Annotated in this window: 21 protein-coding genes and 2 pseudogenes; 10 read left to right on the top strand and 13 right to left on the bottom strand. The window is 53.9% G+C overall.

Annotated elements, in window-relative coordinates:
• Positions 1-67: 67 nt before the first annotated feature.
• Both RC74_RS15905 and RC74_RS15900 read left to right on the top strand, forming a co-directional pair.
• Positions 68-295, top strand: a complete 228-nt coding sequence (locus RC74_RS15905) for a sulfurtransferase TusA family protein (protein WP_039002244.1) — start codon at positions 68-70, stop codon at positions 293-295.
• A 141-nt stretch (positions 296-436) separates the two neighbouring features.
• Complete coding sequence (locus tag RC74_RS15900; RefSeq protein WP_236939955.1) at positions 437-1,000, top strand: chemotaxis protein CheD; 564 nt, start codon at positions 437-439, stop codon at positions 998-1,000.
• 30 nt (positions 1,001-1,030) lie between these two features.
• Here RC74_RS15900 and RC74_RS15895 read toward each other — a convergent pair whose 3' ends face one another.
• Together RC74_RS15895 and RC74_RS15890 are read right to left on the bottom strand one after the other, a co-directional pair.
• The gene (locus RC74_RS15895; RefSeq protein WP_039002241.1) at positions 1,031-1,606 is read right to left on the bottom strand and encodes a hypothetical protein; all 576 of its coding nucleotides are present in this window, start codon (positions 1,604-1,606) and stop codon (positions 1,031-1,033) included.
• Positions 1,599-3,455 (bottom strand): glycerophosphodiester phosphodiesterase family protein, encoded by a 1,857-nt coding sequence (locus tag RC74_RS15890; protein WP_039002240.1) that lies wholly within the window; start codon positions 3,453-3,455, stop codon positions 1,599-1,601. Before RC74_RS15890 ends, RC74_RS15895 begins: the two co-directional genes overlap by 8 nt.
• 201 nt (positions 3,456-3,656) lie before the next feature.
• Here RC74_RS15890 and RC74_RS15885 point away from each other — a divergent pair, with 201 nt between their 5' ends.
• Entirely contained in the window at positions 3,657-4,724 is a 1,068-nt protein-coding gene (locus RC74_RS15885; RefSeq protein ID WP_039002239.1) for a ligand-gated ion channel, read from the top strand.
• Between the two features lie 7 nt (positions 4,725-4,731).
• Here RC74_RS15885 and pgi read toward each other — a convergent pair whose 3' ends face one another.
• Genes pgi through zwf form a run of 3 tightly spaced genes read right to left on the bottom strand, consistent with a single transcriptional unit; the run spans position 4,732 to position 8,481 of the window.
• Complete coding sequence (gene pgi / locus RC74_RS15880) at positions 4,732-6,354, bottom strand: glucose-6-phosphate isomerase (protein ID WP_039002238.1); 1,623 nt, start codon at positions 6,352-6,354, stop codon at positions 4,732-4,734.
• A 1-nt stretch (position 6,355) separates the two neighbouring features.
• Positions 6,356-7,030 (bottom strand): 6-phosphogluconolactonase, encoded by a 675-nt coding sequence (gene pgl / locus RC74_RS15875; RefSeq protein ID WP_039002237.1) that lies wholly within the window; start codon positions 7,028-7,030, stop codon positions 6,356-6,358.
• Positions 7,027-8,481 (bottom strand): glucose-6-phosphate dehydrogenase, encoded by a 1,455-nt coding sequence (gene zwf, locus RC74_RS15870; protein WP_039002235.1) that lies wholly within the window; start codon positions 8,479-8,481, stop codon positions 7,027-7,029. Before zwf ends, pgl begins: the two co-directional genes overlap by 4 nt.
• A 210-nt stretch (positions 8,482-8,691) precedes the next feature.
• Here zwf and RC74_RS15865 point away from each other — a divergent pair, with 210 nt between their 5' ends.
• Positions 8,692-9,660 (top strand): radical SAM protein, encoded by a 969-nt coding sequence (locus tag RC74_RS15865; protein ID WP_052274824.1) that lies wholly within the window; start codon positions 8,692-8,694, stop codon positions 9,658-9,660.
• Between the two features lie 7 nt (positions 9,661-9,667).
• Here the strand turns inward: RC74_RS15865 and RC74_RS15860 are convergent, their stop codons facing one another.
• The 5 genes and pseudogenes from RC74_RS15860 to RC74_RS15840 all read right to left on the bottom strand — a co-directional run bounded on the left by RC74_RS15860 (position 9,668) and on the right by RC74_RS15840 (position 13,504).
• The gene (locus tag RC74_RS15860; protein ID WP_039002233.1) at positions 9,668-10,252 is read right to left on the bottom strand and encodes an HNH endonuclease; all 585 of its coding nucleotides are present in this window, start codon (positions 10,250-10,252) and stop codon (positions 9,668-9,670) included.
• A gap of 172 nt (positions 10,253-10,424) precedes the next feature.
• Positions 10,425-11,089, bottom strand: a pseudogene (locus tag RC74_RS15855) (alpha/beta hydrolase).
• Entirely contained in the window at positions 11,086-11,706 is a 621-nt protein-coding gene (locus tag RC74_RS15850; protein WP_039002231.1) for a DNA-3-methyladenine glycosylase family protein, read from the bottom strand. Before RC74_RS15850 ends, RC74_RS15855 begins: the two are co-directional and overlap by 4 nt.
• The gene (locus RC74_RS15845) at positions 11,703-12,461 is read right to left on the bottom strand and encodes a cobalt-precorrin-6A reductase (protein WP_236939954.1); all 759 of its coding nucleotides are present in this window, start codon (positions 12,459-12,461) and stop codon (positions 11,703-11,705) included. Before RC74_RS15845 ends, RC74_RS15850 begins: the two co-directional genes overlap by 4 nt.
• Positions 12,458-13,504, bottom strand: a complete 1,047-nt coding sequence (locus tag RC74_RS15840; protein WP_039002230.1) for a cobalt-precorrin-5B (C(1))-methyltransferase — start codon at positions 13,502-13,504, stop codon at positions 12,458-12,460. The genes RC74_RS15845 and RC74_RS15840 overlap by 4 nt, the downstream gene beginning before the upstream one ends.
• 95 nt (positions 13,505-13,599) lie before the next feature.
• Here RC74_RS15840 and cobA point away from each other — a divergent pair, with 95 nt between their 5' ends.
• The 3 genes and pseudogenes from cobA to RC74_RS15825 all read left to right on the top strand — a co-directional run bounded on the left by cobA (position 13,600) and on the right by RC74_RS15825 (position 17,008).
• Entirely contained in the window at positions 13,600-14,475 is an 876-nt protein-coding gene (cobA, locus tag RC74_RS15835) for a uroporphyrinogen-III C-methyltransferase (RefSeq protein WP_039002229.1), read from the top strand.
• Entirely contained in the window at positions 14,472-15,746 is a 1,275-nt protein-coding gene (locus RC74_RS15830; protein WP_082802328.1) for a cobyrinate a,c-diamide synthase, read from the top strand. Before cobA ends, RC74_RS15830 begins: the two co-directional genes overlap by 4 nt.
• A 51-nt stretch (positions 15,747-15,797) precedes the next feature.
• Positions 15,798-17,008, top strand: a pseudogene (locus RC74_RS15825) (MFS transporter).
• On the opposite strand, the gene RC74_RS15820 reads toward RC74_RS15825, so the two are convergent.
• Genes RC74_RS15820 through cysS form a run of 3 tightly spaced genes read right to left on the bottom strand, consistent with a single transcriptional unit; the run spans position 17,005 to position 20,755 of the window.
• Positions 17,005-17,769 (bottom strand): phytoene/squalene synthase family protein, encoded by a 765-nt coding sequence (locus RC74_RS15820; protein ID WP_236939953.1) that lies wholly within the window; start codon positions 17,767-17,769, stop codon positions 17,005-17,007. The pseudogene RC74_RS15825 and the gene RC74_RS15820 overlap by 4 nt on opposite strands.
• Positions 17,766-19,385 carry a citramalate synthase gene (gene cimA, locus RC74_RS15815; protein WP_039002227.1) on the bottom strand — a complete coding sequence of 540 codons (1,620 nt, stop codon included), beginning with the start codon at positions 19,383-19,385 and terminating at the stop codon, positions 17,766-17,768. Before cimA ends, RC74_RS15820 begins: the two co-directional genes overlap by 4 nt.
• Positions 19,382-20,755: a cysteine--tRNA ligase gene (gene cysS / locus RC74_RS15810; protein ID WP_039002226.1), complete on the bottom strand. Its 1,374-nt coding sequence runs from the start codon at positions 20,753-20,755 to the stop codon at positions 19,382-19,384. The genes cimA and cysS overlap by 4 nt, the downstream gene beginning before the upstream one ends.
• A 216-nt stretch (positions 20,756-20,971) precedes the next feature.
• On the opposite strand from cysS, the gene RC74_RS15805 reads away from it, so the two are divergent.
• From RC74_RS15805 to RC74_RS15795, 3 genes are read left to right on the top strand one after another with little or no spacing between them, the layout of a single operon-like run.
• The gene (locus tag RC74_RS15805; RefSeq protein ID WP_039002225.1) at positions 20,972-21,775 is read left to right on the top strand and encodes an isocitrate lyase/PEP mutase family protein; all 804 of its coding nucleotides are present in this window, start codon (positions 20,972-20,974) and stop codon (positions 21,773-21,775) included.
• A 24-nt stretch (positions 21,776-21,799) separates the two neighbouring features.
• Complete coding sequence (locus tag RC74_RS15800) at positions 21,800-23,182, top strand: pyridoxal phosphate-dependent decarboxylase family protein (RefSeq protein WP_039002224.1); 1,383 nt, start codon at positions 21,800-21,802, stop codon at positions 23,180-23,182.
• Between the two features lie 51 nt (positions 23,183-23,233).
• Positions 23,234-24,121 carry a TPM domain-containing protein gene (locus tag RC74_RS15795; protein WP_039002222.1) on the top strand — a complete coding sequence of 296 codons (888 nt, stop codon included), beginning with the start codon at positions 23,234-23,236 and terminating at the stop codon, positions 24,119-24,121.
• Positions 24,122-24,138: the final 17 nt, after the last annotated feature.

Genomic DNA, 24,138 nt, shown 5'->3' with positions numbered 1-24,138 from the left:
TGTGGAAAATTCAATTCACTTGAAACAGGTTATAGACTCAGGAAGCACAGGCCGATAAATTCCGCGAATGCATATTGATATCACCCTTGATGCCCTTGGGCTCCTTTGCCCTCTGCCCGTCCTCAAAGCTCAAAAAGCTTTGAAATCAATGGCTAAAAACCAAGTCCTAAGCCTTCTTGCAAATGATCCGGCCGCGGGAATCGACGTTCCGCATTTTTGCAGTGAATCCGGCCATGAGTTTCTGGGGCAAGAGACCTCAGATGACGGAACATTCTACTTCATTCGACACAAGTAATTCCAACGCGCGTCGTTGGAATATTGCCAGATAATTTTCAGAAATCCATAAAATGAAGCGTGTTATTAATTTTTAGAGTTCAAAACAGTTGTCACGGAGCCATGGCTTCAAATTTGTCTAAGAACGAAAGAGAGTTAGTAAATGAACGCGGACGTAAGGAACGATGCATTTCAGAATGTGATTAATATTTCACAGGGTGAACACGCTGTTTCGTCGGCCGAAAACGTCCTGATTTCAACGGTTTTGGGATCATGTGTCGCGACCTGCCTTTGGGATGAACAGGCCGCAGTTGGCGGAATGAACCATATATTATTGCCCCAAGATCTCTCGACAACATCGATTTCACAAATGCATGGGGTCCACGCTATGGAAGTTTTGATAAACGCGATGATCAAATCCGGCGCTGTAAAATCGCGCATTCGGGCAAAACTTTTTGGCGGCGCGCGGATGGTCGCTGGATTGTCGAATATCGGCGAGCGAAATGCTGTTTTCGCCCAAGAATTTCTTCGGGGAGAGGGAATTCTTTGCGAGGCCAAAAACCTTGGGGCACCATGGCACGTCGTATTCAATTTTGGCCTTCAAGCGGTCGCGTTTTACAAAAAATTGTTGGAACGTCACCCGTTGAACAAGTTGTTGTTGCCGCTCCGGCGAATGATGTGGAGTTGTTTTAACCACCTCAACGCGTCATCCGTTCAAAGGGCATAACTTCTTACTTGAGGAGCGCTGGACGTACTGCTAATTGCTCCAGAGGCAAGATGGATAACCGTATCCCCACCGCCACGACAATCCGCTGCAGGGGCCGCCGCCCAAACGAACCGCTTGGTACATTCCATTGGCGATTAAGGTGTAGGCTTGATCAACGACGCTTGTGTCGATTGAAAACTCTTCGGCGAGAGTGTCGCGTCGCTGAACGCCGTCCTGCAATACACACTGCATCAATGCTTCATCCGCATTCAAACGCGCATTGTAGCTTTCAAGCGCGGTCTGTGTTTCGCCCGCATTGTAATAAGCTTGGTCATGGACCACACAACACGCCTCCCACGGCGGCGATTCTGAATAGTTTTCAGCGAACCCTGGTATAATCTGGGCTACCGGCGTCCATGCCGCCGACATCCCGCCACTACACCCGTCGGTTGTGAAAGGCGCGATCGACGTCGCTGGGTCCCTTCTAAGCCGTAGCAGTTTTTCGTGGTGCGGCGTTTCAATCCACCGACCGACCTCCTCCCAAGTGCTCTCAGGTTGGTTAGATTGTTCTGCAACGACTGGAACCCCGATGCAAAACAGCCAAGCAACCAAAACAGATTTACGCATCTGTGCTATCAGCGATCAAATTCAACGGGGACAACTGGATAAAGTCCGCAACCCACAGCACCAAACGTTCCGCAGCCGTGAGGTCGTTGTTATATTCCAAAACGCGGCGCGCGAGTGCGGGATCATTCGTGATCAGGCCATCCACCCCCATCGTGATCAAACTTGACATTTGCACGGGATCATCAACCGTCCATGCATACACATCCTTGCCTTGCGCATGTGCCCGACGAATGAGTTGTCGTGAGATTTGTCCCGCGTTCAAAGCTAGAAAATCGGCCTCCAAACGGGCGACATTCCCCACAGACTTTGCGGCCAACACACCAACAGTCCACGAGGGACGCATTGCCTTAAGCTTCAAAACTGCAGGGTATTTCAACGACATAAGCGACACCTGCTCTGCCATACCTTCCTCTTCGACGATCCGAATAACTTCGGCTTCAATATCCACATCATGGCCATAATATTTCAGCTCGATGACCACTTTTGCCCGCCCTTTAGCGGCCTGCAGCACATCCCGCAGCAAGGGGGTGCGTTCATCAGCATATTGGGCATCAAACCAACTCCCGATATCTATCGCATCCAATTCCGTGCGCGAGACCTCCCATGTTTTAATTGGCTGGTTCGCAAGCTTCATAAAATCGGAATCGTGGGCGATGATCAATTCTCCCTCGGCGGATTCCTGCACGTCGATTTCAACCCAATCGGTACCATCCTCCAGCGCCTTTTCAACGGCGGCCATTGTGTTTTCCGGACGTAAATTCGCAGCCCCACGATGGGCAATAATCTCCACTTGCGAAGTTTTATCGAATTTCTCAAGCATAGCGCCTGTGAGGAATACTCCCAAAGTCACCACCCCAACGGCGCCAGCGAGTATCGCCCAAAGAGGCTTTTTAAAAGTGACCTCCACGGTATTTTCACCGATAGCCTCGCTAAAAGCGGTCTTTGTGGCCTTGGAATAAGTGCGCAAGAGTATTTCGGCCAAGGCCCCATTCGCGAACGCTGAGGCAACCATATAAACGCCTCCCCAAACTAAGAATTCGAGCAGCAGAACGCCAACCATTAAACGTAGATTTATCGCCGCATGATCCAGTAAAACGGACGTCAGTTTGGTGAAGATCAACGCAATTACCGTGAGGATTGCAAAACGGATCAGTGCCCAAAGGGCGATATTGACGACGAGACCGAACCGCTTTCCAGCCAACAATCGGCGACTTTCTTTAAACGCCAGCCCTACTTTGAGGTCGCGTGCGAGATAAAGATGCAATGCAATCGCCCAGCCAGAAAGAAAAAACAACAGAATCCCCACCATAATAACAAGCAATACGGCGATCATCCCCACCGCACGGATGAACTCGGGTGGCCAATAGGTAAGGTAATAATTGATGTCAAATTCAGTGAGTTTGTTGAGGCCGATCCCAGCGGCAACCACCAGAAATGGTGTGACAATGACAAAAACCCTCAAAACAAGCCCGTTACAAAACCAAACGAGCCTGAAAAAATTGGACAAGACAAAACCGAAGCTTCTTTGAACCGCGACAACTGGATGCGTCGTTTTTGTGAACAAAACGAAACTCGTAGCCGTAAAGTCGAGGACAACCGCCGCAAGCACGAAGCTGAAAACAACAATCGAGATAATAAATCCAATTGGGGACAAAACGAACGCTGCGATATCCATGTCGGTAAGTGCTTTTTGGTTGGAAAATTGAATGGCAAGCGCAAAAATAATGCCAAACACCGGACCAATTACAGCAGCGCCGAGCAATTGAAACGTCATATGTACTGCGAAAAGGGATTTAAGATAGCTGCGCGCCACGGTGAAAGCGTTCAGAACCAGTTTTGTATGTGTCATGCACTATCTCTTTTTCAAATCTTAAAATTCAACATCTAGTGAGCGGCCAAAACCCTCCGCGCCAGTTAAGCGTGATTGAGCACTTATTTTCAACTGAAACCATGTAGTTGCATGTCAGAGATTGACAGGTCTTCATAAACAACTTCACTGTAATTTACGCAAAGCATTAACCATCTGCGGCTACGCGGCCTTACGGGGGACATGGAACTGAAACGTCTGATGCATTTTTTGGCCGTGCTCGGACTCTTTTGGAGCGCCACGTCTGGCTCCGTACTGGCCCAGCAGGCCGAAGTCGTTTTGGATAAAACGGAAAATGAATGTCGATTGTTCAACATGCATACGGGCGTGCATCCCAACAACGGCAACGGACCAACCAAAGTAGACGTCTCCATTATCGTCGCTGATTTTCTCGGCGTGAACGACGTGGACCAACAGATGGACGTTGATTTATTTGTGACCTATACTTGGTTGGATTCACGTCTTGATAACTACGATGGGTGTCGACTGGGCAAAACTGAAGTGTGGTTTCCACGCATTGCCCTCTTGAATTCCTCCAATTTGCGCGCTCTGAACCAAAACGCTTTAAACCAAGTTTCGGTCGGTGAAGGCGGGCAAGTTTACTACCAACAACGCTATACAGGCGACGTCTTGAGCTATCATGAGCTCCACCGTTTTCCCTTTGATAAACATGGATTTAAAATTCAATTTGCCACTCATTTGACCGATGCAGCTAATGTCGTCCTAACCGCAAATGCCGAAAAAACGTGGATATCTGACAAACTCAATATCGAAGGATGGAATGTGAGCGGCGTTGAAATTGCGGCCGGCACTTCTCGCGTTCACAAATCTGGCGAAGACTTGAGCACCATCACACTCACCATTAACGCCGACCGAAATCCGGACTATTATCTTTACCGAGTCATGCTTTTGCTGATGTTCGTCGTTTTCATGTCGTGGGTAATTTTCTGGATTCCGCCAAGTCGGTTCGAATTCCAAATCGGCCTTGGGGCGACATCAATGCTCACGTCGATTGCCTTCAACCTCTCTGTCGCCAACGATTTGCCCGAGTTGGGGTATCTCACCATTTTGGACAAGGCGTTGATTTGGGCGATATTCCTGATCTTTCTTTCGATTGTCGAAGCCCTTGTTACAGGTCTACTTGTTATAAAGGACCGTGAGACTTCGGCCGTCACTCTCGACAGAGCTTCCCGTTTGGTGTTCCCTATTCTTTTGTTTGGCGGCTGGTATCTGATTGTTCAATTATCCTAGACGGGCATTAATCCGCTAAAATAAACTGGACTAACATCTGGGTTGACCCGTCCTTAGAGTCAGCAGGTTCGCGACCGGCAACGATCGGCTCAAGGGCAACGGCCAATTCTTTGCCCAACTCAACCCCCCATTGATCGAACGAATTTAACCCCAGAATCACGCCTTCTACAAACACACGATGTTCATAGAGCGCGATGATTTGGCCCAAGACACAAGGGGTAAGCTTAGGATAAATCAACGTCGTGCTAGGACGATTGCCGTCAAACACACGATGGCGCGCTTGGCGATCCCTCTCCGTTCCCGTAAGGCCTTTTACTGTCATAAGGGCCTTTGCTTCGTTAAACGAGCGCCCAATCATAAGCGCTTCAGACTGAGCAAGACAATTCGCCATCAACAGGCGATGTTGATGGGCCAACTCTGGCTCAAACCCATGTTTTCCCGCCATAAATTCGCAAGGGATCACGCGTGTGCCTTGGTGGATAAGTTGGTAAAATGCGTGCTGTCCGTTGGTGCCTGGCTCGCCCCAAACAACAGGTCCCGACGGCGCATCAAGACGCGAACCATCCATCGCAACGGATTTGCCGTTGCTCTCCATTTCCAACTGTTGAAGGTAGGCAGGAAGGCGGAGCAATCGCTGCTCATAAGGCAAAACCGCGCGGGTCGCGTACCCACAGCCTTGATTGTGCCAAATCCCGACCAAAGCCAATAGAACGGGCAGGTTTTCTGCCAAATCCGCCTCGCAGAAGTGGCGATCCATCGCCTCGGCTCCCGAGAGAAACTCATGGAAATTGTCGGCGCCAATGGCAATCATGAGCGGCAAACCAATTGGACCCCAAATGGAATACCGACCGCCAACCCAGTCCTCAAAACCAAACACGCGGTTGGGCGGAATACCAAAAGCACCGGTTTTTTCTTCAGCCGAGCTCAAGGCCGCAAATTGTGCAGCGGAATCGCTTACCGTTTTCGCCATCCAATCTCGTGCGGTTTGGGCATTTGTCATGGTTTCGATGGTTGTAAAGGTTTTTGACGCCACAAGAACCAGCGTGGTTTCAGCGTTAAGTCCTTCTAGGACATCAGAAATATGTGCACCATCAACGTTTGAAACATAATGAATTCGCGGGCCATCGTGAAATGGGGCCATCGCAATCGTCGCCATGACGGGACCTAAATCGCTGCCGCCGATGCCAATATTAATGACGTCGGTGATTTTGCCGCCCTGCCCTTGAAACGTTCCCCTGCGAACATCCGACGCAAAGGCTTCCATCCGCGCAAGAGTTGCAAGGACCCCCGGCATTACGTTTTCATCGTTCACATAAATTGGCCGATTGGCAAGATTGCGCAGGGCCGTGTGCAAAACCGCGCGCCCCTCTGTTTCGTTGATTGCTTCGCCTGTGAACATCGCCGAACGACGTTCCGGAAGATTGGCGTTTCGGGCAAGCGCCAACAGCATTTCCATCGTTGCCGCATCAATGTTGGTTTTTGAAAAATCAAACAACATCTCGCCGCCGTCCGACGGAATTCGGGTCGAGAATTCCTGCGCGCGCTTAGGATCTTGAGTAAACAAATCCGTAATTCGGCGGGACTTTACCGCTTTGGCCTGAGTCTGAAGGTCCGAAAAATCAACAGTCATTTTAGTCCGCCCAATGGATTGTGGCCCCAGATAAAACCGCGCAGATTGGCGCTTTCATGGGGTCATTAATAAGAATGGCACGTTCAAGCGCCGCCCGCTTTTCCGCGCCCGTAATCAGGATATGACGGTGCTTTGATCCAGCCAAAACACGGGCCGTTAGGGTGATCCGTGGTTCGGGAGCACCGGGGGCGCGCATCGGTAAAAGGACCGGGGCATCAGCGGCAAACGCCTCGGCCAATAGATCCGCTTCAGGGAAAATACTCACCGTATGCATGTCCGCGCCCATCCCCATCACGCAAACAGATAAAGGGAGTACATTTTCAATAGCTTGGGAAAGTTCGTTAAGGCGATCCTCAGGCCGATCTGCGGGAGCATAAAGCGGCAAAAGTGTTGCCCTTGCAGCTTTGTTTTGCAACAACCGACGACGCAAAAGAGCCGTGTTTGAGCGCTCACTCGTCTCGGGAACCCAACGTTCGTCCCCAAGCAGAACCGAGACCTTTTCCCACGGCAAATCCACCTGAGAAAGTGCGTCAAATATTGGACCCGGCGTCGAACCACCTGGGACAGCGAGCGCCGCTGATCCTGTCTCCGCAATCTCGGCCGTAAGCTCTTGTGCGATGTGCGACGCAAGGCCCGTCATTAAGGCCTCGCGTGAGGAATATTCGACAAACTTCATTCTTTAATCTCTCTCCAGCGACGCCCGTCTTTATGTAACAACATTAAAGCATCTTCAGGCCCCGAGCTTCCGGAATCATAGGATTTTGGCATGTCCCCACGCTCCTGCCATTCGTTGATGATCGGGTCTGTCCACGCCCAAGCTGCTTCAACTTCATCGCCGCGCATAAAGAGGGTTTGGTTGCCACGGATCACGTCCATAATCAGCCGCTCATAGGCATCGGGCGTATCTTCTGCATCGGCACCAAGCGCGTCGGCGAAGCTCATATCGAGGGGCACTTCCATCAAACGCATGCCGCCGGGACCAGGTTCTTTGATGGTCACACGCAGGGTCATGCCCTCGTTTGGCTGAAGGCGGATCGCCAAAACATTGCCGCGACGCCCTTCTTGTTTGCCGAAAATAGAATGTGGTGGGTCTTTGAAAACAACGGCGATTTCACTGGTGCGCGCCCGCAAGCGTTTGCCCGTCCGCAGATAAATCGGTGTACCCTTCCAACGCCAATTGGAAATATTCACCTTCATGGCGATAAAACTCTCGGTACTGCTATCCGGATTTCCCGATTCCTCAAGATAGGACGGACCGTCCTTGTTGGCCTCGTAGCGCCCGCGCACGATGTCACTCGAATTGACAGGGTCGAGCGCGCGGATAACCTTGAGTTTTTCGTCGCGCACGGCGTCTGGCTCAAACTCGTTTGGCGGCTCCATTGCGATCAAACACAAAAGCTGCATCAAGTGGTTTTGAACCATGTCCCGCATGGCACCGGATTTATCGTAATAAGCTCCGCGGCTGCCAACGGCGACGGTTTCCGCAGCGGTGATCTGAATGTGATCGACATATTGGCTGTTCCAAAGTGGCTCAAACAAAATGTTACCAAACCGAACAGCCATGAGGTTTTGAACGGTCTCTTTGCCCAAATAATGGTCGATGCGGTAAATCTGGCTTTCATCAAAATGCTCGGCCAAGACAGCATTCAGCGCCTTCGCCGAGGCCAAATCGCGGCCAAATGGCTTTTCCACCACAATCCGACTCTGGCTATCTGCGATTTTATACGTGTGCAAACGCTCGGCCAAATCACCAAACAAACTCGGTGCGACCGAAAAATAGAACGCCTTCACCACGTCTTTGCGGGTCAGCTTTTTAAGATCACTCCAGCCGCCGGCGCCCTGTGCGTCTATCACAATATAAGAGATAAGTTCCAGAAAACCCGCTATCGATTTGGAATCACGATATTTTTCGGGTACGAACTCTTTGATCGCGGCACCGATAAGTTTACGATAGACCGCGCTATCCTGATCCTGACGCGCTGCGCCAATAATCCGCGCCCCTTCGGGCATTTGCCCTGACCTATAGCGACGATAAAGACCCGGGAGAATTTTGCGCCGGGCAAGATCGCCCGTGCCACCAAAAATAACTAAATCGAAATCTTCCACTGGGATGACGCGCGAAACCATTTGGTCCTCATTTCGTTTGTATTGCTCAAAAAACAGGGAGTTCCCCCCGCTCTGTTAGCGCTAACGTATTGTCCTTCCGCACCTAATAACGCCCCTTTTCGCGCAAGTCTAGCACGCAAGTATTCTATCACAACTCTGTCAGGCTGTTTCTTTTAGCTTTTCGCGCAAAGTTGGACTCGATACCAGTCAATAAAACAGGAAAGTTGCCCCATGAAAAATCAGTCGACACACGCTACGTCCACCCACACCGCGAACATTGGGAAATTTCAAGATCCTTTTGTGACCGCCAAAGGCGACGATCGTGCGCAGGTTGCCCTCACCAATCCGGAAACTCTTTGGTTTAACACGGGAACGCTGTGCAACATTGCTTGTGTGAACTGCTATATCGACAGTTCGCCCAAGAATGATGCATTGGTTTACATTTCAGCCGATGAGGTGAGCGCGTACTTGGCGCAACTGGTCACGCGCAAATGGGGCGCTCGCGAGATCGGATTCACAGGTGGCGAGCCCTTTATGAATCCAGAAATGATCGAGATTTTGACCCGCAGCTTGGACGCGGGGTATGAGGTTTTGGTCCTGACGAATGCGATGCAGCCGATGATGCGGCCAGCGATGCAACAAGGGATTAAATCGCTGGTTTCCAAATACAGAGACAAGCTGACATTTCGCATTTCCCTCGATCACTACGACATGAAAAACCATGACGATGTGCGCGGGGCCGGCGCATATACGCGCACCCTTGAGGGCATGGCATGGCTCAGCGAGCAAAACGCGCAAATCGCCAGCGCGGGACGCATGATGTGGGACGAAACCGAAGCGCAATCCCGCGCGGGATACGGCGACCTTTTCCTCGCGCATGGTTTTGCCATCGACGCCCAAAACCCCTCTCAATGTGTTTTGTTTCCCGAGATGGATGAAAACGTCGAAGTTCCTGAAATTACAATGGCTTGCTGGGATATCTTAAACGTATCACCAACCAGTGTGATGTGCTCAAGCTCTCGCATGGTTGTGAAACGCAGAGGGGCAGAAAAGCCTGCCGTTTTGGCCTGTACACTCCTGCCCTATTCGCCCGAATTTGAGCTCGGCGAAACACTAGAACAGTCCGAGAAAAGCGTGCAGCTCAACCATCCGCATTGTGCGAAATTCTGTGTACTTGGTGGCGCAAGCTGTTCGGGCTAACCTGCGTTTAAGCGTCTAATTCGGTGTCCCAATACAGAAAATCCATCCAGCTATCATGCAGGAAATTCGGTGGGAATTTGCGGCCGGTGTTTTGCATTTGAGCCACTTCTGGCTGACAGGGCGTTTTTCTGAGATGCATCGTCGACTGGCGCAAAGATTTACTGCCCTTTTTCAGGTTGCAGGGCGAACAGGCCGCCACAACATTTTGCCAACTGGTGATTCCGCCTGCCGCTCGTGGAATCACATGGTCAAACGTAAGGTCCCCACGCGCGCCACAATATTGGCACTTAAACTCATCCCGCAAAAACAGGTTAAAACGAGTGAAAGCAACGCTCGCTTTCGGGCGGACATATTCCTTTAAAACCACGACCGAGGGCACGCGAATTTCCATCGACGGGCTATGCACAACATGGTCATATTCCGCAACAATATCAACGCGATCAAGGTAGGCAGCCTTGATGGCTTCTTGCCATGGCCACAGGGACAAAGGATAATAAGAAAGAGGCCGATAATCCGCATTCAAAACCAATGCAGGATGCTGTTTTAGTTTTCCCGGTTCACGGGTGAATTCAGTTCGAAAATCGCCGTCCATGGGTCAAAAATCCCTACCCTGTCTACTGTACCCAGCACCAGAGCGAGGATCTCGCCCTAGCCTGTGGATAACTATATATAGCTCCAACGCGGTGGCAAGCCTCCTGATGTGGTGAACTGCCTGCGATTGACTTTATATTAACAAGGTAACGTCAATGTGACGCAAAAAAGCGCTAAATATACCCCAATTTTTGCATTAAAAATTGATTGGCCGAAGACAACCCGTCGGGGCCGATTCCGTGTGCTGTGCCTTCCATGACATGCGCATAAACGTCAAATCCTGCCGCAACCAACGCGTCGCCCGCATCCGCCATGCTTTGAATTGGGACCACGTCATCCTGATCACCGTGGATGAGGATAACTGGCGGTTTGCTTACCGTTTCTTGAGCAAGCTTTTCTGGCGCTAACAGTCGGCCAGAGAAGGCTACAACACCGGCGAAGGGCTTAGCACGCCGCGGGGCCACATGGAGGGCCATCATCGTGCCTTGGGAAAAGCCCAACAGCACGCAATTCTCTGGCGCGACGTCATTTTCCGCCAAAATACCGTCCAAAAATGCGTTCAGGTCCTCGCTCGCCAATTTGAGGCCAGCCTCAGCCTGTGCTTCACTGCTACCGTCGATCCATGGAATCGGGAACCACTGAAATCCAAACGGCGCCCCCGGAATAGTTTCGGGGCGTCAGGTGCGAAAAAGGCCGTGTCTTTGAGGTTGGGTCCCAATGGATCGGCCAACCCCATCAAATCCGCGCCATTCGCGCCGTACCCGTGCAGCAAAACCACGATGGATTTTGTGGTGCCAGAAACAGGTGCGCGCGAGGTGTATTTCAGAGTGCGTGTCATCGGATGCCTTCTCGTTGTTTTGCTATGTGGTAATAGGCCCAGAGCAGCCGCGCCGCAACCGCCCGATGGGGCGACCATGCTTCGGCCATTTCGCGAAATGCACGCTCTTTTGGGCGGTCCGGCAGACCAAAGAGCAAGCGCGCACTTTCCTGAAGCGCCAAATCTCCTGGTGCGAAGACATCCGCGTGACCCAATGAAAACATTGTATAAATCTCGGCGGTCCACGCGCCAATTCCAGGAACTTCGGTGAGGGTTTTGATGACGTCATCGCTGGATGCCGTGCGCAATGCGGCGTAATCGATCCGCGCCTCCGCTAGGGCACGGGCATAGCGCACCTTTTGACGACTCAAGCCAAGGTCGCGCAATTCTGCGTCGCTGGCCGCGATGATTTTGCGCGGCCCCATCATTTTTGCGTCTTTCAGCCGTTTTGAAATTGCATTCGCGGAGGCAACGCTCACTTGTTGGCTAATGATGGCATCAAACAGCGCGGCAAACCCGTCTTTCCTACGGCGCAAAGGAAGCGGCCCTGTCGCATGATAGGCAGGTGCGAACCGTGGCTCAAGCGCGACAAGCCTCTCTGCATGTCTTTCAACATCTTCCAAACTTTCTATTATCATGCAGATCCTTCTTGGAGGTTCTTAATCCACGAAAGGGCCTCAGAAACGGTTTCCACATGATCGCCCGAGAGCATCGGTGGACGGCGCAACATCAAGACCGGAAGACCAAGAAGGCGTGCCGCATCAAGCTTCGTACGGCTAGGCTCCCCGCCGGCGTTCTTTACGACGAGCACGTCTACATCCAAGTCGCGAAACAACGCCACCTCGTCTTCTACTGAAAACGGTGGTTTTCCAACGAGGTAACGCCCGTTCTTATACGGAAATGGACTGTCGGGCGGGTCAATTTGCCGGCAAATCAATGTCATTTCCGATAGATTTTCGAACGACGCCAAAGTGCTGCGCCCCGTCGCGAGAAATACAACAGATCCGGCTGGAATATGATCCTTCGCTTCGGCTGAGTTGTCGATCATCGTCCAATCATCTTCTGGTACGGCCTGCCACTCTGGCCGCCGAATATGCAGGTAAGGCACTGAAATTTCGCTGCAAATTTCTTGCGTGCGCTCGGAAATCCGTGCTGCAAACGGATGTGTGGCGTCTATAACCGCGCCAAAACATTCGCCCAAAATATAATCACGCTGCGCCGCATAGCCGCCAAACCCACCGATACGTGTGCTAACCGGCAAAACCGTTGGTTGCCGCGTTACACCAGCCAAAGAAGAAACCACGGTAACACTCTGATCCCGAGACAAAAATTCTGCTAAACGGCGCGCTTCTCCCGACCCTGAAAGAAGGAGGATTTTCAGTGTTTTGGTCATTCTTGCGCCCGCCCAATCACCAAACCAACACGGTCAATAATCACCACATCCACCTGAATTGGCGTGTCTCGGAGTTGTTTTCGGATTTGGAGTAACGCCTCACGCGCCACATCATTTGCAAGAGGTTTTCCTATTTTTTCATAGACTTGCAAGGCCGTATTCATGTCGCATATACTAGCATCGTCACATAATTCAGCCAGCCGTGAGAAATCCACCTGACTGCGCCCAGAATGCAAATCAACTGCCCCCTGCGCAAGTTTTACCATTTTGCCAATGCCACCGCCAATCGTGACTCGTTCTACTGGATGCTTTCGCAAGTATTTCAACAATCCACCCGCAAAATCGCCCATATCCAGCATCGCCTCCAGGGGGAGATCATAGAGGCCCTGCACCACTTTTTCGCTCGTGGCCCCCGTACATCCTGCGACATGTGTTAGCCCCGTTGCCCGCGCCACATCGATCCCACGGTGAATAGAGGCGATCCACGCCGAGCAACTGAACGGGCGCACAACGCCCGTCGTGCCTAAAACCGAAAGGCCGCCGACAATCCCAAGGCGCGGATTCCATGTTTTCTTGGCGATTTCCAACCCATTATCAATGGATATTTCGATTTCAACCTGTGGGTCGGCGCCGTATTTCGCCGCCATTTCTGCCACAATATCCTGCATCATTTGGCGCGGCACCGGATTGATCGCAGGTTCTCCTACGCCAATCGGCAAGCCCGGCTTAGTGACGGTTCCAACGCCAGCCCCTGCCTTAAAACGGATGCCGTGGCCACCCAAAGTGACGCGCGACCGGATCATCGCGCCATGGGTGACATCGGGATCGTCGCCCGCGTCTTTGATAATCGCGGCCTCGGCCCAGTCTGTGCCAAATGCGGTTTCTGCCAATGTAAAATCCGGTGTCTCGCCGCGCGGAAGCGTGATCGAGACCTCCTCCTCGAACGCCCCGCCCCATAGGTGCACCAACGCCGCCTTGGTCGCGGCGGTCGCACAGGCGCCCGTGGTCCAGCCACGACGCAATTCTTTGGGCTCTAATGTCATCACCGCGACTATAACGACTAAATTCCTGTCGCCAATTGCTCAATTCAGAGCGTTTCCAGACTTTCCGCCGCCCCAACAACGGGGCATAAGGGGATATGACTGATTCAACGCCACGCGCCGCTTCCCATTCTGCTGTTCTCCCGACGGGAGACTGGCCTGAACTTTTACCTGGATGGGTTTGGCTTTGTGGCGCTGGCCCCGGCGATCCTGGGCTAATGACTTTGCATGGCTTGAACGCGCTGCAACAGGCTGACGTGATTGTCTATGACGCGCTTGTTCAGAAGGATATTCTGGCCTGGGCACGCCCCGATGCCGAATTGATTTACGCAGGCAAGCGGGGCGGGAAACCCTCGGCAAAACAACAAGATATCTCCCTGACGCTTGTTGATTTGGCCAAAGCAGGACGGCGGGTTTTGCGGCTTAAAGGCGGCGACCCTTTTGTTTTTGGACGCGGTGGCGAAGAGGCGCAAACGCTGGTGCAACACGATGTTCCCGTGCGCATTATCCCCGGCATTTCGGCGGGAATTGGCGGGCTGGCTTATGCGGGCATTCCCGTGACCCACCGCGATGTAAACCAATCGGTGACCTTTGTGACGGGCCATGACCAGACGGGCGAAACAACCAATCTCAACTGGAAAGCCATTTCGCAAGGCTCGCAGGTTCTCGTTATTTATATGGGAATGAAACATATCGCGCGGATTGCAGGCGCCCTTCTTGATGCGGGGCGCGCGGCCGATGAACCCGTTGCCGTCGTCACCGAAGCCACGACGAAAAACCAGCAGGTCCTTGAAACCACGCTTGAAAATGTGGTCGCCGATATTGAAGCCAGCGATCTTGAGCCGCCCGCGATTATTTGCATTGGGCGTTCGGTTAAGATGCGGCAAGTTTTGGATTGGCAAGGGATGCTTGAGGGCAAACCCGCGCGCAACCTTGATCCGCTCGGGCGCGGTCGCCCCGCCGAAGAACGGTGACATCTGGCGCGATCCTCCTCGCGGCTCCGACCTCAGGTGCGGGGAAAACCACGATCACTTTGGGCCTTTTGCGGGCACTCAGAAATGCGGGCATTCCCGTGCGCGGCGCGAAATCCGGCCCAGATTATATTGACCCCCGTTTTCACGAGGCCGCAGCAGGGCAAACCTGTCTGAACCTTGATGCATGGGCCATGTCCCCCGATCGCATCCGCGCTTTGGCCGCGGGCGACGGGCCGCTCCTGATTGAGGGCGCGATGGGCCTGTTCGACGGTGCGCCGCCCTCCGGTAAAGGGTCTAGTGCCGACATCGCGCGCATCCTCGCCGTGCCCGTTGTCTTGATCGTTGACGCCTCAAAAACCGCGCAATCGATCGCGCCTTTGGTGGCAGGCTTCGCAGGGTTTGCATCCGATGTGACTATCGCGGGTGTCATCCTCAATCGCGTGGGGTCCGCGCGGCACGAAGCCATGTTGCGTCAGGCGCTCACGCCCTTGGGAGTGCCCGTTTTAGGTGCGGTTCATCGTTCGGATGCGCTTTCGCGCCCCTCACGTCACCTTGGTTTGGTGCAAGCAGGTGAACACCCCGATTTGGAAGCGTTTCTTGAGACAGCAGCCAACGAAATCGGCCAGGCCATAGACCTCAACGCCCTCCTCGCTCTCGCGCGCCCTCCTCGCCCCTCAAATACCGCCACCCGCTTGTGCCCTCCCGCGCAACGCATCGCCGTGGCGCAGGATGCCGCCTTCGCCTTCGCCTACCCGCATATGTTGTCGGATTGGCGGGCTTCCGGCGCAGAGATCGCGTTTTTTTCGCCCTTGAATAACGAAGCGGCCCCCGCCTCTGACTTCCTTTTTCTCCCTGGTGGCTATCCGGAACTTTTTGCCGAAACCCTTGCGAATGCTGGTATTTTCAAGGCCTCCATCAGAACTGCCGCACAAAAAGGCACCCAAATCTACGGCGAATGCGGTGGTTATATGGCTTTGGGGGAAGGCTTGATTGATGCAAAGGGCGCGCGTCATGAAATGCTCGGCCTTTTGCCCGTTGAAACGAGCTTTGAAACCCGTAAACTGCATCTGGGTTACCGCGACCTGTATGCCGACGCGGGGCCATTTAACGGCCATTTCAAAGCCCATGAATTTCACTATGCAACGACGTTGCGCGCGCAAGGAACACCCCTGTTTGAAGCTACGGATTCCGAAGGAAACGCCCTGCCTCCGATGGGCCTTCTTCAGGCAAATATCTGCGGATCTTTTGCCCATATAATTGATAAAAACTGAATTGCACTTTTTGGGGTTTCACCAGCGGGGTTTCGCCGCTACGAATTGCGCATGACCGAAATTCAATCGCTGTCTCGCGCCCGTAAAAATGTTCTCGTCCTTGTTGCCGCCCAAGCTATTTTGGGCGCCCAGATGTCGATGATCTTCACTTACGCAGGCCTTGCAGGGCAAAACATGGCGACAAACATTTGTTTTGCCACCTTGCCTATTTCGATGATTGTGATGGGGTCAATGCTGGCCGCATCGCCGCTCTCGGCCGTTATGCAGAAATTTGGCCGCCAGATCGGATTTTTCGTCGGTGCATTTAGCGGCATGATCGGCGCGGCCATCAGTGCCTATGGCCTTTATTCCGATACTTTCGCCCTCCTCCTTCTGGGCAGCTTAATCACCGGCATCTATATGTCTTCGCAGGGGTTTTTCCGGTTTGCCGCCATCGATACTGCCCCGAGGACTTCCGCGCCAAGGCTATTTCGTGGGTTATGGCGGGCGGACTTCTTTCGGCATTCATCGGACCGCAATTGGGTAAACTCACAGTCGACAGCACCGCGATCCCCTTCATGGGCGTCTACTTAACGGTCATCGTACTCAATCTGGTCGGCTCGCTTTTGTTCTTCGCGCTCGACATCCCAACGCCGCCCAAACCAAGCGTGCACGATGTCAAAGGCCGCACCCGCTGGGAAATGATCAAATCACCGCGCATCCTTGTCGCCGTGATCTGCGCGATGGTTTCCTACGCCCTGATGAACTTGGTGATGACTTCCACGCCCCTCGCGGTGGTTGGATGCGGATTTGGCAATGACGACGCGGCAAATGTCGTGACCGGCCACGTCTTGGCCATGTTCGCCCCCAGCTTCTTCACGGGGCACCTTATTGTGCGGTTCGGTGTTGAAAAAATCGTCGCAACGGGCCTCGCGATCCTCGCACTCGCAGGCGTTGTCGCCCTTGCAGGTGTCGAGTTGACGAACTTCTATGTCGCGCTCGTGTTGCTCGGCATGGGCTGGAACTTTGGCTTTATCGGCGCGACAACCATGCTCGCCACGGCCCACACCCCCGAGGAACGCGGGCGGATGCAGGGCTTGAATGATATGATCGTTTTCGGCTTTGTCACTGTGGCGTCGCTGGCATCTGGCGGATTGATGAATTGCTCCGGCGGCACCCCAGTTGAAGGTTGGACCAGCGTCAATCTCGCGATGATCCCTTTCCTTGTGCTCGCGGGCGGTGCCTTGATTTGGCTGGTGATGCAGCCCAAACAAACGGCCTAATACCGCCCCAATACCGACTTGCGCAATAGCCGCGCTTTGCGGGAAAATTCTGGCAAATACAGCGAACCGTCGCCCACCCGTTCGGGGCTTTTGATCGCCAACTTCAACAAGGGTTCCGCCTGCCATCCCCACCGCAAAGCGGGGGCAAAATTGCGCGATGGTTTGGCTGATTGCAAACGCTCCAACCCCTGTTGCGCAAGGGATTTTACGCCTTCATCACGTCCGTCGAGCAACGGGATTTTTCCCCGTTCCACAAGATCAGCAACCGCCGCAAGCCACGCAGCAACTCCGACACCGTATGCATAGGCCCGCACCGATCTCTCATCGTCAGGCTGCGCCCCCAACGTCTGGCAAGCCATCCACATCAAATGCCCCGCCGTGTGATCAATATATTCGTCAAAATCATCCTGATCGGCAAAGGGCTCAGTGTAAGCATCCCAAAGCCGCGCCGCCGCCATTTGGTCTAGATTTTGGGCCGAAAGCCCAAATTCCTGCACGCATTGCACCAAAGATGCCGAAATTTCATGTGTACGCACCACACCTTTCGCCGCGATTTCATCAATCAAATCCCGCCACCACTGAAGCCGCATTTCTGCAATCATCGGCTCTTTGCTCGCCCACGGCGCACGAGCCAATTCAAGGTTATAGGCCGCCAATGTAAACAAGCCTCCCCGCAACGCAGGCGCCGCCGCCATCGTCGCTAAAAACCGATCTGGATCGCCCTTTTCCACAAGCGCCGCACACACTGCATAATCCATCATGGCAGCTTCACGTCGCGCACCAGCTTCCACTGAATCGCGTCCAAAAGCGCCTCAAAGCTTGCATCCACAATGTTGGACGAAGCGCCAACGGTGGACCAACGCCGCCCTTGCGTATCTTCGCTATCAATCACAACGCGGGTCACAGCCTCGGTGCCGCCATTGGTGATCCGCACCTTATAATCGACCAGATGCATGTCATCTATTAGGTCCTGATAAGGACCCAAATCCTTGAGCAAAGCCTGCATCAACGCATTCACAGGGCCGCGATCCGTGCCGCCCTCGTCCATCGAGTCGCTCACCGACATTTTCTTCTCGCCGTTGATTTTCACAACCACCACGGCTTCCGAAAGGCTCACCATTTTGTTGCGCTTATTTTTGCGCCGCTCGACCGTCACCTTATAGCGTTTTACCTCGAAAAACTCCGGCAACAGGCCCAGTTCGCGCCGCGCCAAAAGCTCAAAACTCGCCTGCGCGACGTCAAAGGAATAGCCCTCGTCCTCGCGCTCTTTGATCACCTCAAGAATGCGTGCCAGCGCCGGGTTTTTGACATCCACCTCAAGGCCGGCGCTCGCCAAACGACTGCGTAGATTGCTTTGCCCCGCCTGATTGGACATCGGTATTATCCGTGTGTTTCCAACAAGTTCCGGATCGATGTGCTCGTAAGTCGTCGGATCTTTCAGGATCGCTGAAGCATGCAATCCCGCCTTATGCGCAAAAGCGCTAGCCCCAACATAGGGCGCTTGCCGCATAGGAACGCGATTAAGAATATCATCCAGCATCCGGCTGAGCTTCGTCAGCCCCAGCAGGGCCTTACGTTCAATTCCGGTCTCAAATCGGTCCGCATAATCCTGCTTCAAAATCAGTGTCGGAATCAGCGTTGTCAGGTTGGCATTGCCACAGCGTTCACCCAAACCATTGAGCGTCCCTTGGATTTGGCACGCCCCCGCTTCAATCGCCGCAAGACTCCCCGCGACAGCATTTTCGGTATCGTTATGGGTATGGATTCCGACGTTAGCGCCCTCAATTCCGGTGGCGATCACAGCCGAGACAATCCGCCCAATCTCGCTGGGCAAAGTGCCGCCATTGGTATCGCATAAAACGACCCACCGCGCACCAGCGTCGAGCGCAGCCCGCAAACATGCGAGGGCATATTCGGGGTTGGCTTTATAACCGTCAAAGAAATGTTCCGCGTCAAACAGGGCCTCGCGCCCCTGCGCCACAATATAGGCAATCGAGGCGGAAATATTGTCGATATTTTCCTCAAGTGGGATATCAAGCGCGCGGGTAACGTGGAAATCGTGGCTTTTGCCAACAAGGCAAACCGCAGGCGTGCGCGCATTCATCACCGCAGCAAGCACGTCGTCGTTTTCAGCACTACGGCCACTGCGTTTGGTCATGCCAAACGCAGTCATCATCGCGCGGGTTTTTGGTGCATCGTCGAAAAAGGCGCTGTCCGTCGGGTTTGCCCCGGGCCAGCCGCCCTCAATGTAATCAAGACCGAGACCATCAAGCGCCTTGGCAATCCTGATCTTCTCGTCGGTTGAGAATTGCACACCCTGCGTTTGTTGTCCGTCGCGCAATGTTGTGTCGTAAAGGTAAAGGCGGGTTTTGCTCATTTTAGGTCCCCAAGCTTAGCCGCATCAAACTGCGGCCCTGCCGACAGCTCCACGCCATCGCGCGACATACGCACTTCAACACCCGCCGCAAGAAGCGCGTTTTTAATGCGGTCCACCTCAGAGAAATCTTTTGTCTCCATAGCGTTAAGACGCACATCCGCTAGGCGTTTTGCAAAGGCGTCCAAATCAACTGCCGCCGTCTCCTCGGTCCAATCCCCCAAATCTACCCCAAGCAGACCCAAGAACGCCGCACTCGCAGCAAGCTCCGCAACCGCACCTTCACTAGCAAGGCGGTGCAAAACCGTGATCGCGCCCGCCGTATTCAGATCGTCGGCAACGGCCTCCACAACTGCGGCGGCGGCGTTGGGGGCGGGTTCGATGCCCGCCGTCAACGCATGCCACTTGCGTAACGTTTTTTCGGCCTCGTCCCGTTTTTTTTCGGTCCAGTCCATCGGTTTGCGATAATGCGTCGAGAGCATCACAAATCGGATCACTTCGCCCGGAACCCCTTGGTCCAGCAAATTGCGCACCGTGAAGAAATTACCCAAGCTTTTGGACATTTTCTTGCCCTCAACCTGCAACATTTCATTGTGCATCCAGACCTTGGCGAACTCCGCTTCGGGATGTGCACAACAGCTTTGCGCCACTTCGTTTTCGTGATGCGGGAACATCAAATCATTGCCGCCGCCGTGGATGTCAAACTCATCCCCAAGCAACTCATAGGCCATCGCCGAACACTCAATATGCCACCCCGGACGACCAAAGCCCCAAGGGCTTTCCCACCCTGGCGTCGCTGAATCCGACGGCTTCCAAAGCACAAAGTCCATCGGATTGCGCTTATAGGGTGCCACCTCGACCCGCGCGCCCGCGATCATATCGTCAAGCGAACGCCCCGAAAGAGCTCCGTATTTGTCATAGCTTTCCACCGCAAAAAGCACATGCCCCTCGGCGGCATAGGCGTGGCCCGTTTCGATCAACGTGGCAATCATCGCGACCATCTGGGGAATATATTGCGTGGCCCGTGGCATTTCATCGGGATCTTGCGCCCCCACGGCCCGCATATCGTCCAAGAACCAGCCAATAGTTTCGTCACAAATCTCGCCAATCGAGCGACCAGTTTCCGCCGCCCGCGCATTAATTTTGTCATCTACATCGGTGAAATTGCGCACATAGGTGACGTGCTCCGCCCCATACACATGCCGCAGCAAACGCTGCAAAACATCAAACACAATAACCGGCCGCGCATTCCCAAGGTGGGCGCGATCATAGACCGTCGGCCCACAGACATACATGCGCACATTTTTGGCATCAATCGGTTCAAAAACCTCTTTTTGACGGGTTTTCGTATTGTGTAGTTTTATCTCAACCATAGTGTCCTCACGCGGGTGCTTGCCGCGGGCATATCAACTTTGGTTTCAATTGGAAATGAGAAGACGGCCCGCTTTGATGTTAAGCAGGAATACAAATGCAAATAATGGCGCAAAATTGTCTCATAACGAGGGTGTAGCAAACTGTACGCCCTCTGCCAAGGCGCTTGACGGGTCAATATGCCTGACCTACCCTCGCGCCACCTTGAGGAGGACATTATGACAGATCTCGGCACACAATTCCGCGCGCTTCATCAACGCGGCAATCCCTTTATCCTTGCCAATGCATGGGATATCGGCAGCGCGAAAATGCTCCAGAATCTCGGCGCACAGGCCGTGGCCACCTCCTCCGCGGCCCAAGCTTTCACCCTTGGCAAGCCCGACGGCGTTACCCGTGACGAGGCCCTCACCCACGCTCAAGACCTCGTGCGCGCGCTCGACATTCCCGTATCGGGCGATTTTGAGAACGGCTTTGGTGACAGCCCTGACGAAGTTGCCGAAACCATCCGCCTCGCTGGGGAAATCGGCCTCGCGGGGGTCTGTATCGAGGATATCGCCCTACCAAGCGACGCGCCCTATGACCTCGCCCTTTCGGCAGAACGGATCAAAGCCGCCGCCTCTGCTGCCCGCGCCTTGAAAAACGACTTTTTCCTTTTGGCCCGCGCCGATGGGATCATGCATGGCGTCTATGATCTCGCCGAAGCGCTCGACCGCATCAAAGCGTTTGAAGGCGCCGGTGCCGACGGTCTCTATATCCCCATGCCCGCCTCATGGGACGACCTCGCGACGATTTGTGCCACCACTAATTTGCCCGTCAACGCTCTTGCCGCTGGCCCCTATGCCCAACGGCGCAAAAGCGAGTTTGCCGCCATCGGAGTGGCCCGCATTTCGCTGGGATCTGCCCTTGCCCGCGTCACCCATCGTGCGATATTCGACGCTGCAAACACGATGTTCACGGATGGGGATTTCACGCCCCTCGCCAACGGTATTTCAGGCGATATTATTGACAACCTCCTCGTTTAAGCGGCTGTAATCGAAAGAAACTATATGAATCACGATGATCTGGCCCATTGGTCAAAAATCGCCGCCGATTGGGCGCGCGACTATCACGCGGGTCTGCGCGACGTCCCTGTTCGCCCAAATATCAAACCAGGCTCAATCGCCTCGCAACTCCCCGCCAAGGCCCCCGACGCACCCGAGGATATGAGCACAATTTTCGCGGATTTCGAACGCCTCGTGCCCAGCAACACAACCCACTGGCAACACCCGCGTTTCTTTGCCTATTTCCCCGCCAATGCTTCACCCGCTTCCATGCTTGCAGAGCAACTCGCTAACGCCATCGCGGGCCAAGCCATGCTCTGGCAAACCGCCCCCGCCGCCAATGAAATCGAGGCCGTGATGATCGGCTGGCTCGCCAATGCGATGGGCCTGCCCGACACGTTCACCGGCACAATTCACGACAGCGCCACCACGACAACCCTATCGGCTGTGCTCACCATGCGCGAACGTGCGCTAGATTGGGCGGGCCTCACCGACGGCCTGAGCGGCCAACCCCGCTTGCGCATTTACGCCTCCGCCCAAACCCACAGTTCCGTTGACAAGGCCGTGCGGGTGGCGGGCATCGGCCAAAACAACCTCGTCAAAATCCCTACAACTTCTGATTACGGCATGGACCCCGCGGCGCTTGACGCGGCCATTCGCGCAGACATCGCGGCGGGCCACCTCCCCGCGGGCGTCGTCCTCTGCACAGGCGGCACATCCATTGGTGCTTGTGATCCGATTGATGCCTGTATCAAAGTCGCCAAAGCCCACAACCTCTTCGTACATGTGGACGCCGCATGGGCCGGAAGTGCGATGATCTGCGAGGAATTCCGCCCCCTTTGGGAGGGGATTGAAGGCGCGGATTCCATCGTATTCAACCCACACAAATGGCTCGGGGTCCAATTCGATTGCGCCATCCAGTTCATGCCCGACCCAAGTGAGCAAATCCGCACACTCGGCCTGCGCCCCGCCTATCTCAACACCCAAGGCCAAGACGAAATCGTTAATTACAACGAATGGACGGTCCCCTTGGGCCGCCGTTTCCGCGCACTCAAAATCTGGTTTACCCTACGGGCCTATGGCTTAGATGGCTTGCGCGAACGCATCCGAAACCACGTCGCATGGTCGCTTGAGGCCCGCGACGCGATCGCGTTGATCCCCGGTTGCCTCCTCACAACCTCGCCGCGGCTGTCCCTTTTCACCTTTTCCTATATCGATGACGTCGAAACAGCCGCCTTACTCGAACGCATCAACGCGGACGGGCGGATTTATTTGACCCAAACCACCCACGACGAGCGCTTTGTAATCCGTGTCCAAGTCGGGCAATTCGACTGCACGCGCGACGACGTGATGATGATCCCCACCGTCATCCGTGATCTCATTGCTTGATTTTAACAAAAACGGGTCTAAACTCTGTCTCAAAGGATTTTTGGAGCTGAAATGACCCGTTTTCTAGACGCTTTGGTCGTTGCCCTCGGCCTCCTTGCTGTCTCCCTCCCCAGCCAAGCCCAAACCCTTCCCGAATATGAAAACCTCTATGTCAATGATTACGCCGACATGCTTTCGCCCGAAATCCAAGAGACCCTGCGGCGCAAACTCAACTACCTCAGGGAGGACATCGGCACCGAGATGAGCATCCTCACCGTCACTGACATGGCGTCATATGGCGATCGGACGGATATCGCGGATTTTGCCACGACGGTTTTTAACAAATGGGGCATTGGCAAAGCTGAACGAAACGACGGCCTTTTGCTGGTGATCTCCAAAAATGACCGCACCTTCCGCATTGAAGTGGGCAGCGGCTACCCCCCTATATACGACGATATATCCGAGGACATTATCCAATTCTACATCACCCCCGCTTTCAAGGACGGGGATTTTGACGACCGTGTCTTGGATGGTGCGGACAAAATGATCTCGCTGATCGCCTTGCCTTTTAATGGCGGCGAATTATCCCCTGAGCGCCCGAAAAATCCGAACGGCATCGCGGATCTGATTTTTTGGGGCATGGCGATATTCTTTGGTGGCAGTGTAGTTGCGGCGGTCCTTGGCCCCAAACTTTCCGGTTTTAAATTCGCACGCAAACCCTGCCCTCAATGTGGGCAAAAAGGCATGGTGAGGAAAACAACCACCCTGCAATCTGCCACAACAAGCGATACGGGGCTGCGTGAAACAAACATCACTTGCCCAAATTGCAGCTATTTTAATGTCACACAATTCATAACTCCACGCGTCTCTGACACAGACGACAACAATAGTTCAGGCTCGGGTGGGTCAAGTTTCGGTGGCGGAAGCAGTTCAGGTGGCGGTGCTTCAGGTAAATGGTAAAGGCTTGATTAAACCCG

The sequence above is a fragment of the Falsihalocynthiibacter arcticus genome (assembly GCF_000812665.2).
GTDB lineage: Bacteria > Pseudomonadota > Alphaproteobacteria > Rhodobacterales > Rhodobacteraceae > Falsihalocynthiibacter > Falsihalocynthiibacter arcticus.
This window is presented reverse-complemented; position numbering and strand designations above follow the sequence as displayed.

Bases quoted from the DNA above. Each gene is read 5' to 3' on its own strand.
- RC74_RS15845 (WP_236939954.1), bottom strand. From the start codon at position 12,461: ATGACCAAAACACTGAAAATCCTCCTTCTTTCAGGGTCGGGAGAAGCG.
- RC74_RS15900 (WP_236939955.1), top strand. From the start codon at position 437: ATGAACGCGGACGTAAGGAACGATGCATTTCAGAATGTGATTAATATT.
- RC74_RS15820 (WP_236939953.1), bottom strand. From the start codon at position 17,769: ATGATGGATTATGCAGTGTGTGCGGCGCTTGTGGAAAAGGGCGATCCA.
- RC74_RS15850 (WP_039002231.1), bottom strand. From the start codon at position 11,706: ATGATAATAGAAAGTTTGGAAGATGTTGAAAGACATGCAGAGAGGCTT.
- RC74_RS15905 (WP_039002244.1), top strand. From the start codon at position 68: ATGCATATTGATATCACCCTTGATGCCCTTGGGCTCCTTTGCCCTCTG.
- RC74_RS15885 (WP_039002239.1), top strand. From the start codon at position 3,657: ATGGAACTGAAACGTCTGATGCATTTTTTGGCCGTGCTCGGACTCTTT.
- cimA (WP_039002227.1), bottom strand. From the start codon at position 19,385: ATGAGCAAAACCCGCCTTTACCTTTACGACACAACATTGCGCGACGGA.
- RC74_RS15860 (WP_039002233.1), bottom strand. From the start codon at position 10,252: ATGGACGGCGATTTTCGAACTGAATTCACCCGTGAACCGGGAAAACTA.
- cobA (WP_039002229.1), top strand. From the start codon at position 13,600: ATGACTGATTCAACGCCACGCGCCGCTTCCCATTCTGCTGTTCTCCCG.
- RC74_RS15865 (WP_052274824.1), top strand. From the start codon at position 8,692: ATGAAAAATCAGTCGACACACGCTACGTCCACCCACACCGCGAACATT.
- pgl (WP_039002237.1), bottom strand. From the start codon at position 7,030: ATGAAGTTTGTCGAATATTCCTCACGCGAGGCCTTAATGACGGGCCTT.
- RC74_RS15805 (WP_039002225.1), top strand. From the start codon at position 20,972: ATGACAGATCTCGGCACACAATTCCGCGCGCTTCATCAACGCGGCAAT.
- RC74_RS15895 (WP_039002241.1), bottom strand. From the start codon at position 1,606: ATGCGTAAATCTGTTTTGGTTGCTTGGCTGTTTTGCATCGGGGTTCCA.
- RC74_RS15800 (WP_039002224.1), top strand. From the start codon at position 21,800: ATGAATCACGATGATCTGGCCCATTGGTCAAAAATCGCCGCCGATTGG.
- RC74_RS15840 (WP_039002230.1), bottom strand. From the start codon at position 13,504: ATGACATTAGAGCCCAAAGAATTGCGTCGTGGCTGGACCACGGGCGCC.
- pgi (WP_039002238.1), bottom strand. From the start codon at position 6,354: ATGACTGTTGATTTTTCGGACCTTCAGACTCAGGCCAAAGCGGTAAAG.
- cysS (WP_039002226.1), bottom strand. From the start codon at position 20,755: ATGGTTGAGATAAAACTACACAATACGAAAACCCGTCAAAAAGAGGTT.
- RC74_RS15795 (WP_039002222.1), top strand. From the start codon at position 23,234: ATGACCCGTTTTCTAGACGCTTTGGTCGTTGCCCTCGGCCTCCTTGCT.
- zwf (WP_039002235.1), bottom strand. From the start codon at position 8,481: ATGGTTTCGCGCGTCATCCCAGTGGAAGATTTCGATTTAGTTATTTTT.
- RC74_RS15890 (WP_039002240.1), bottom strand. From the start codon at position 3,455: ATGACACATACAAAACTGGTTCTGAACGCTTTCACCGTGGCGCGCAGC.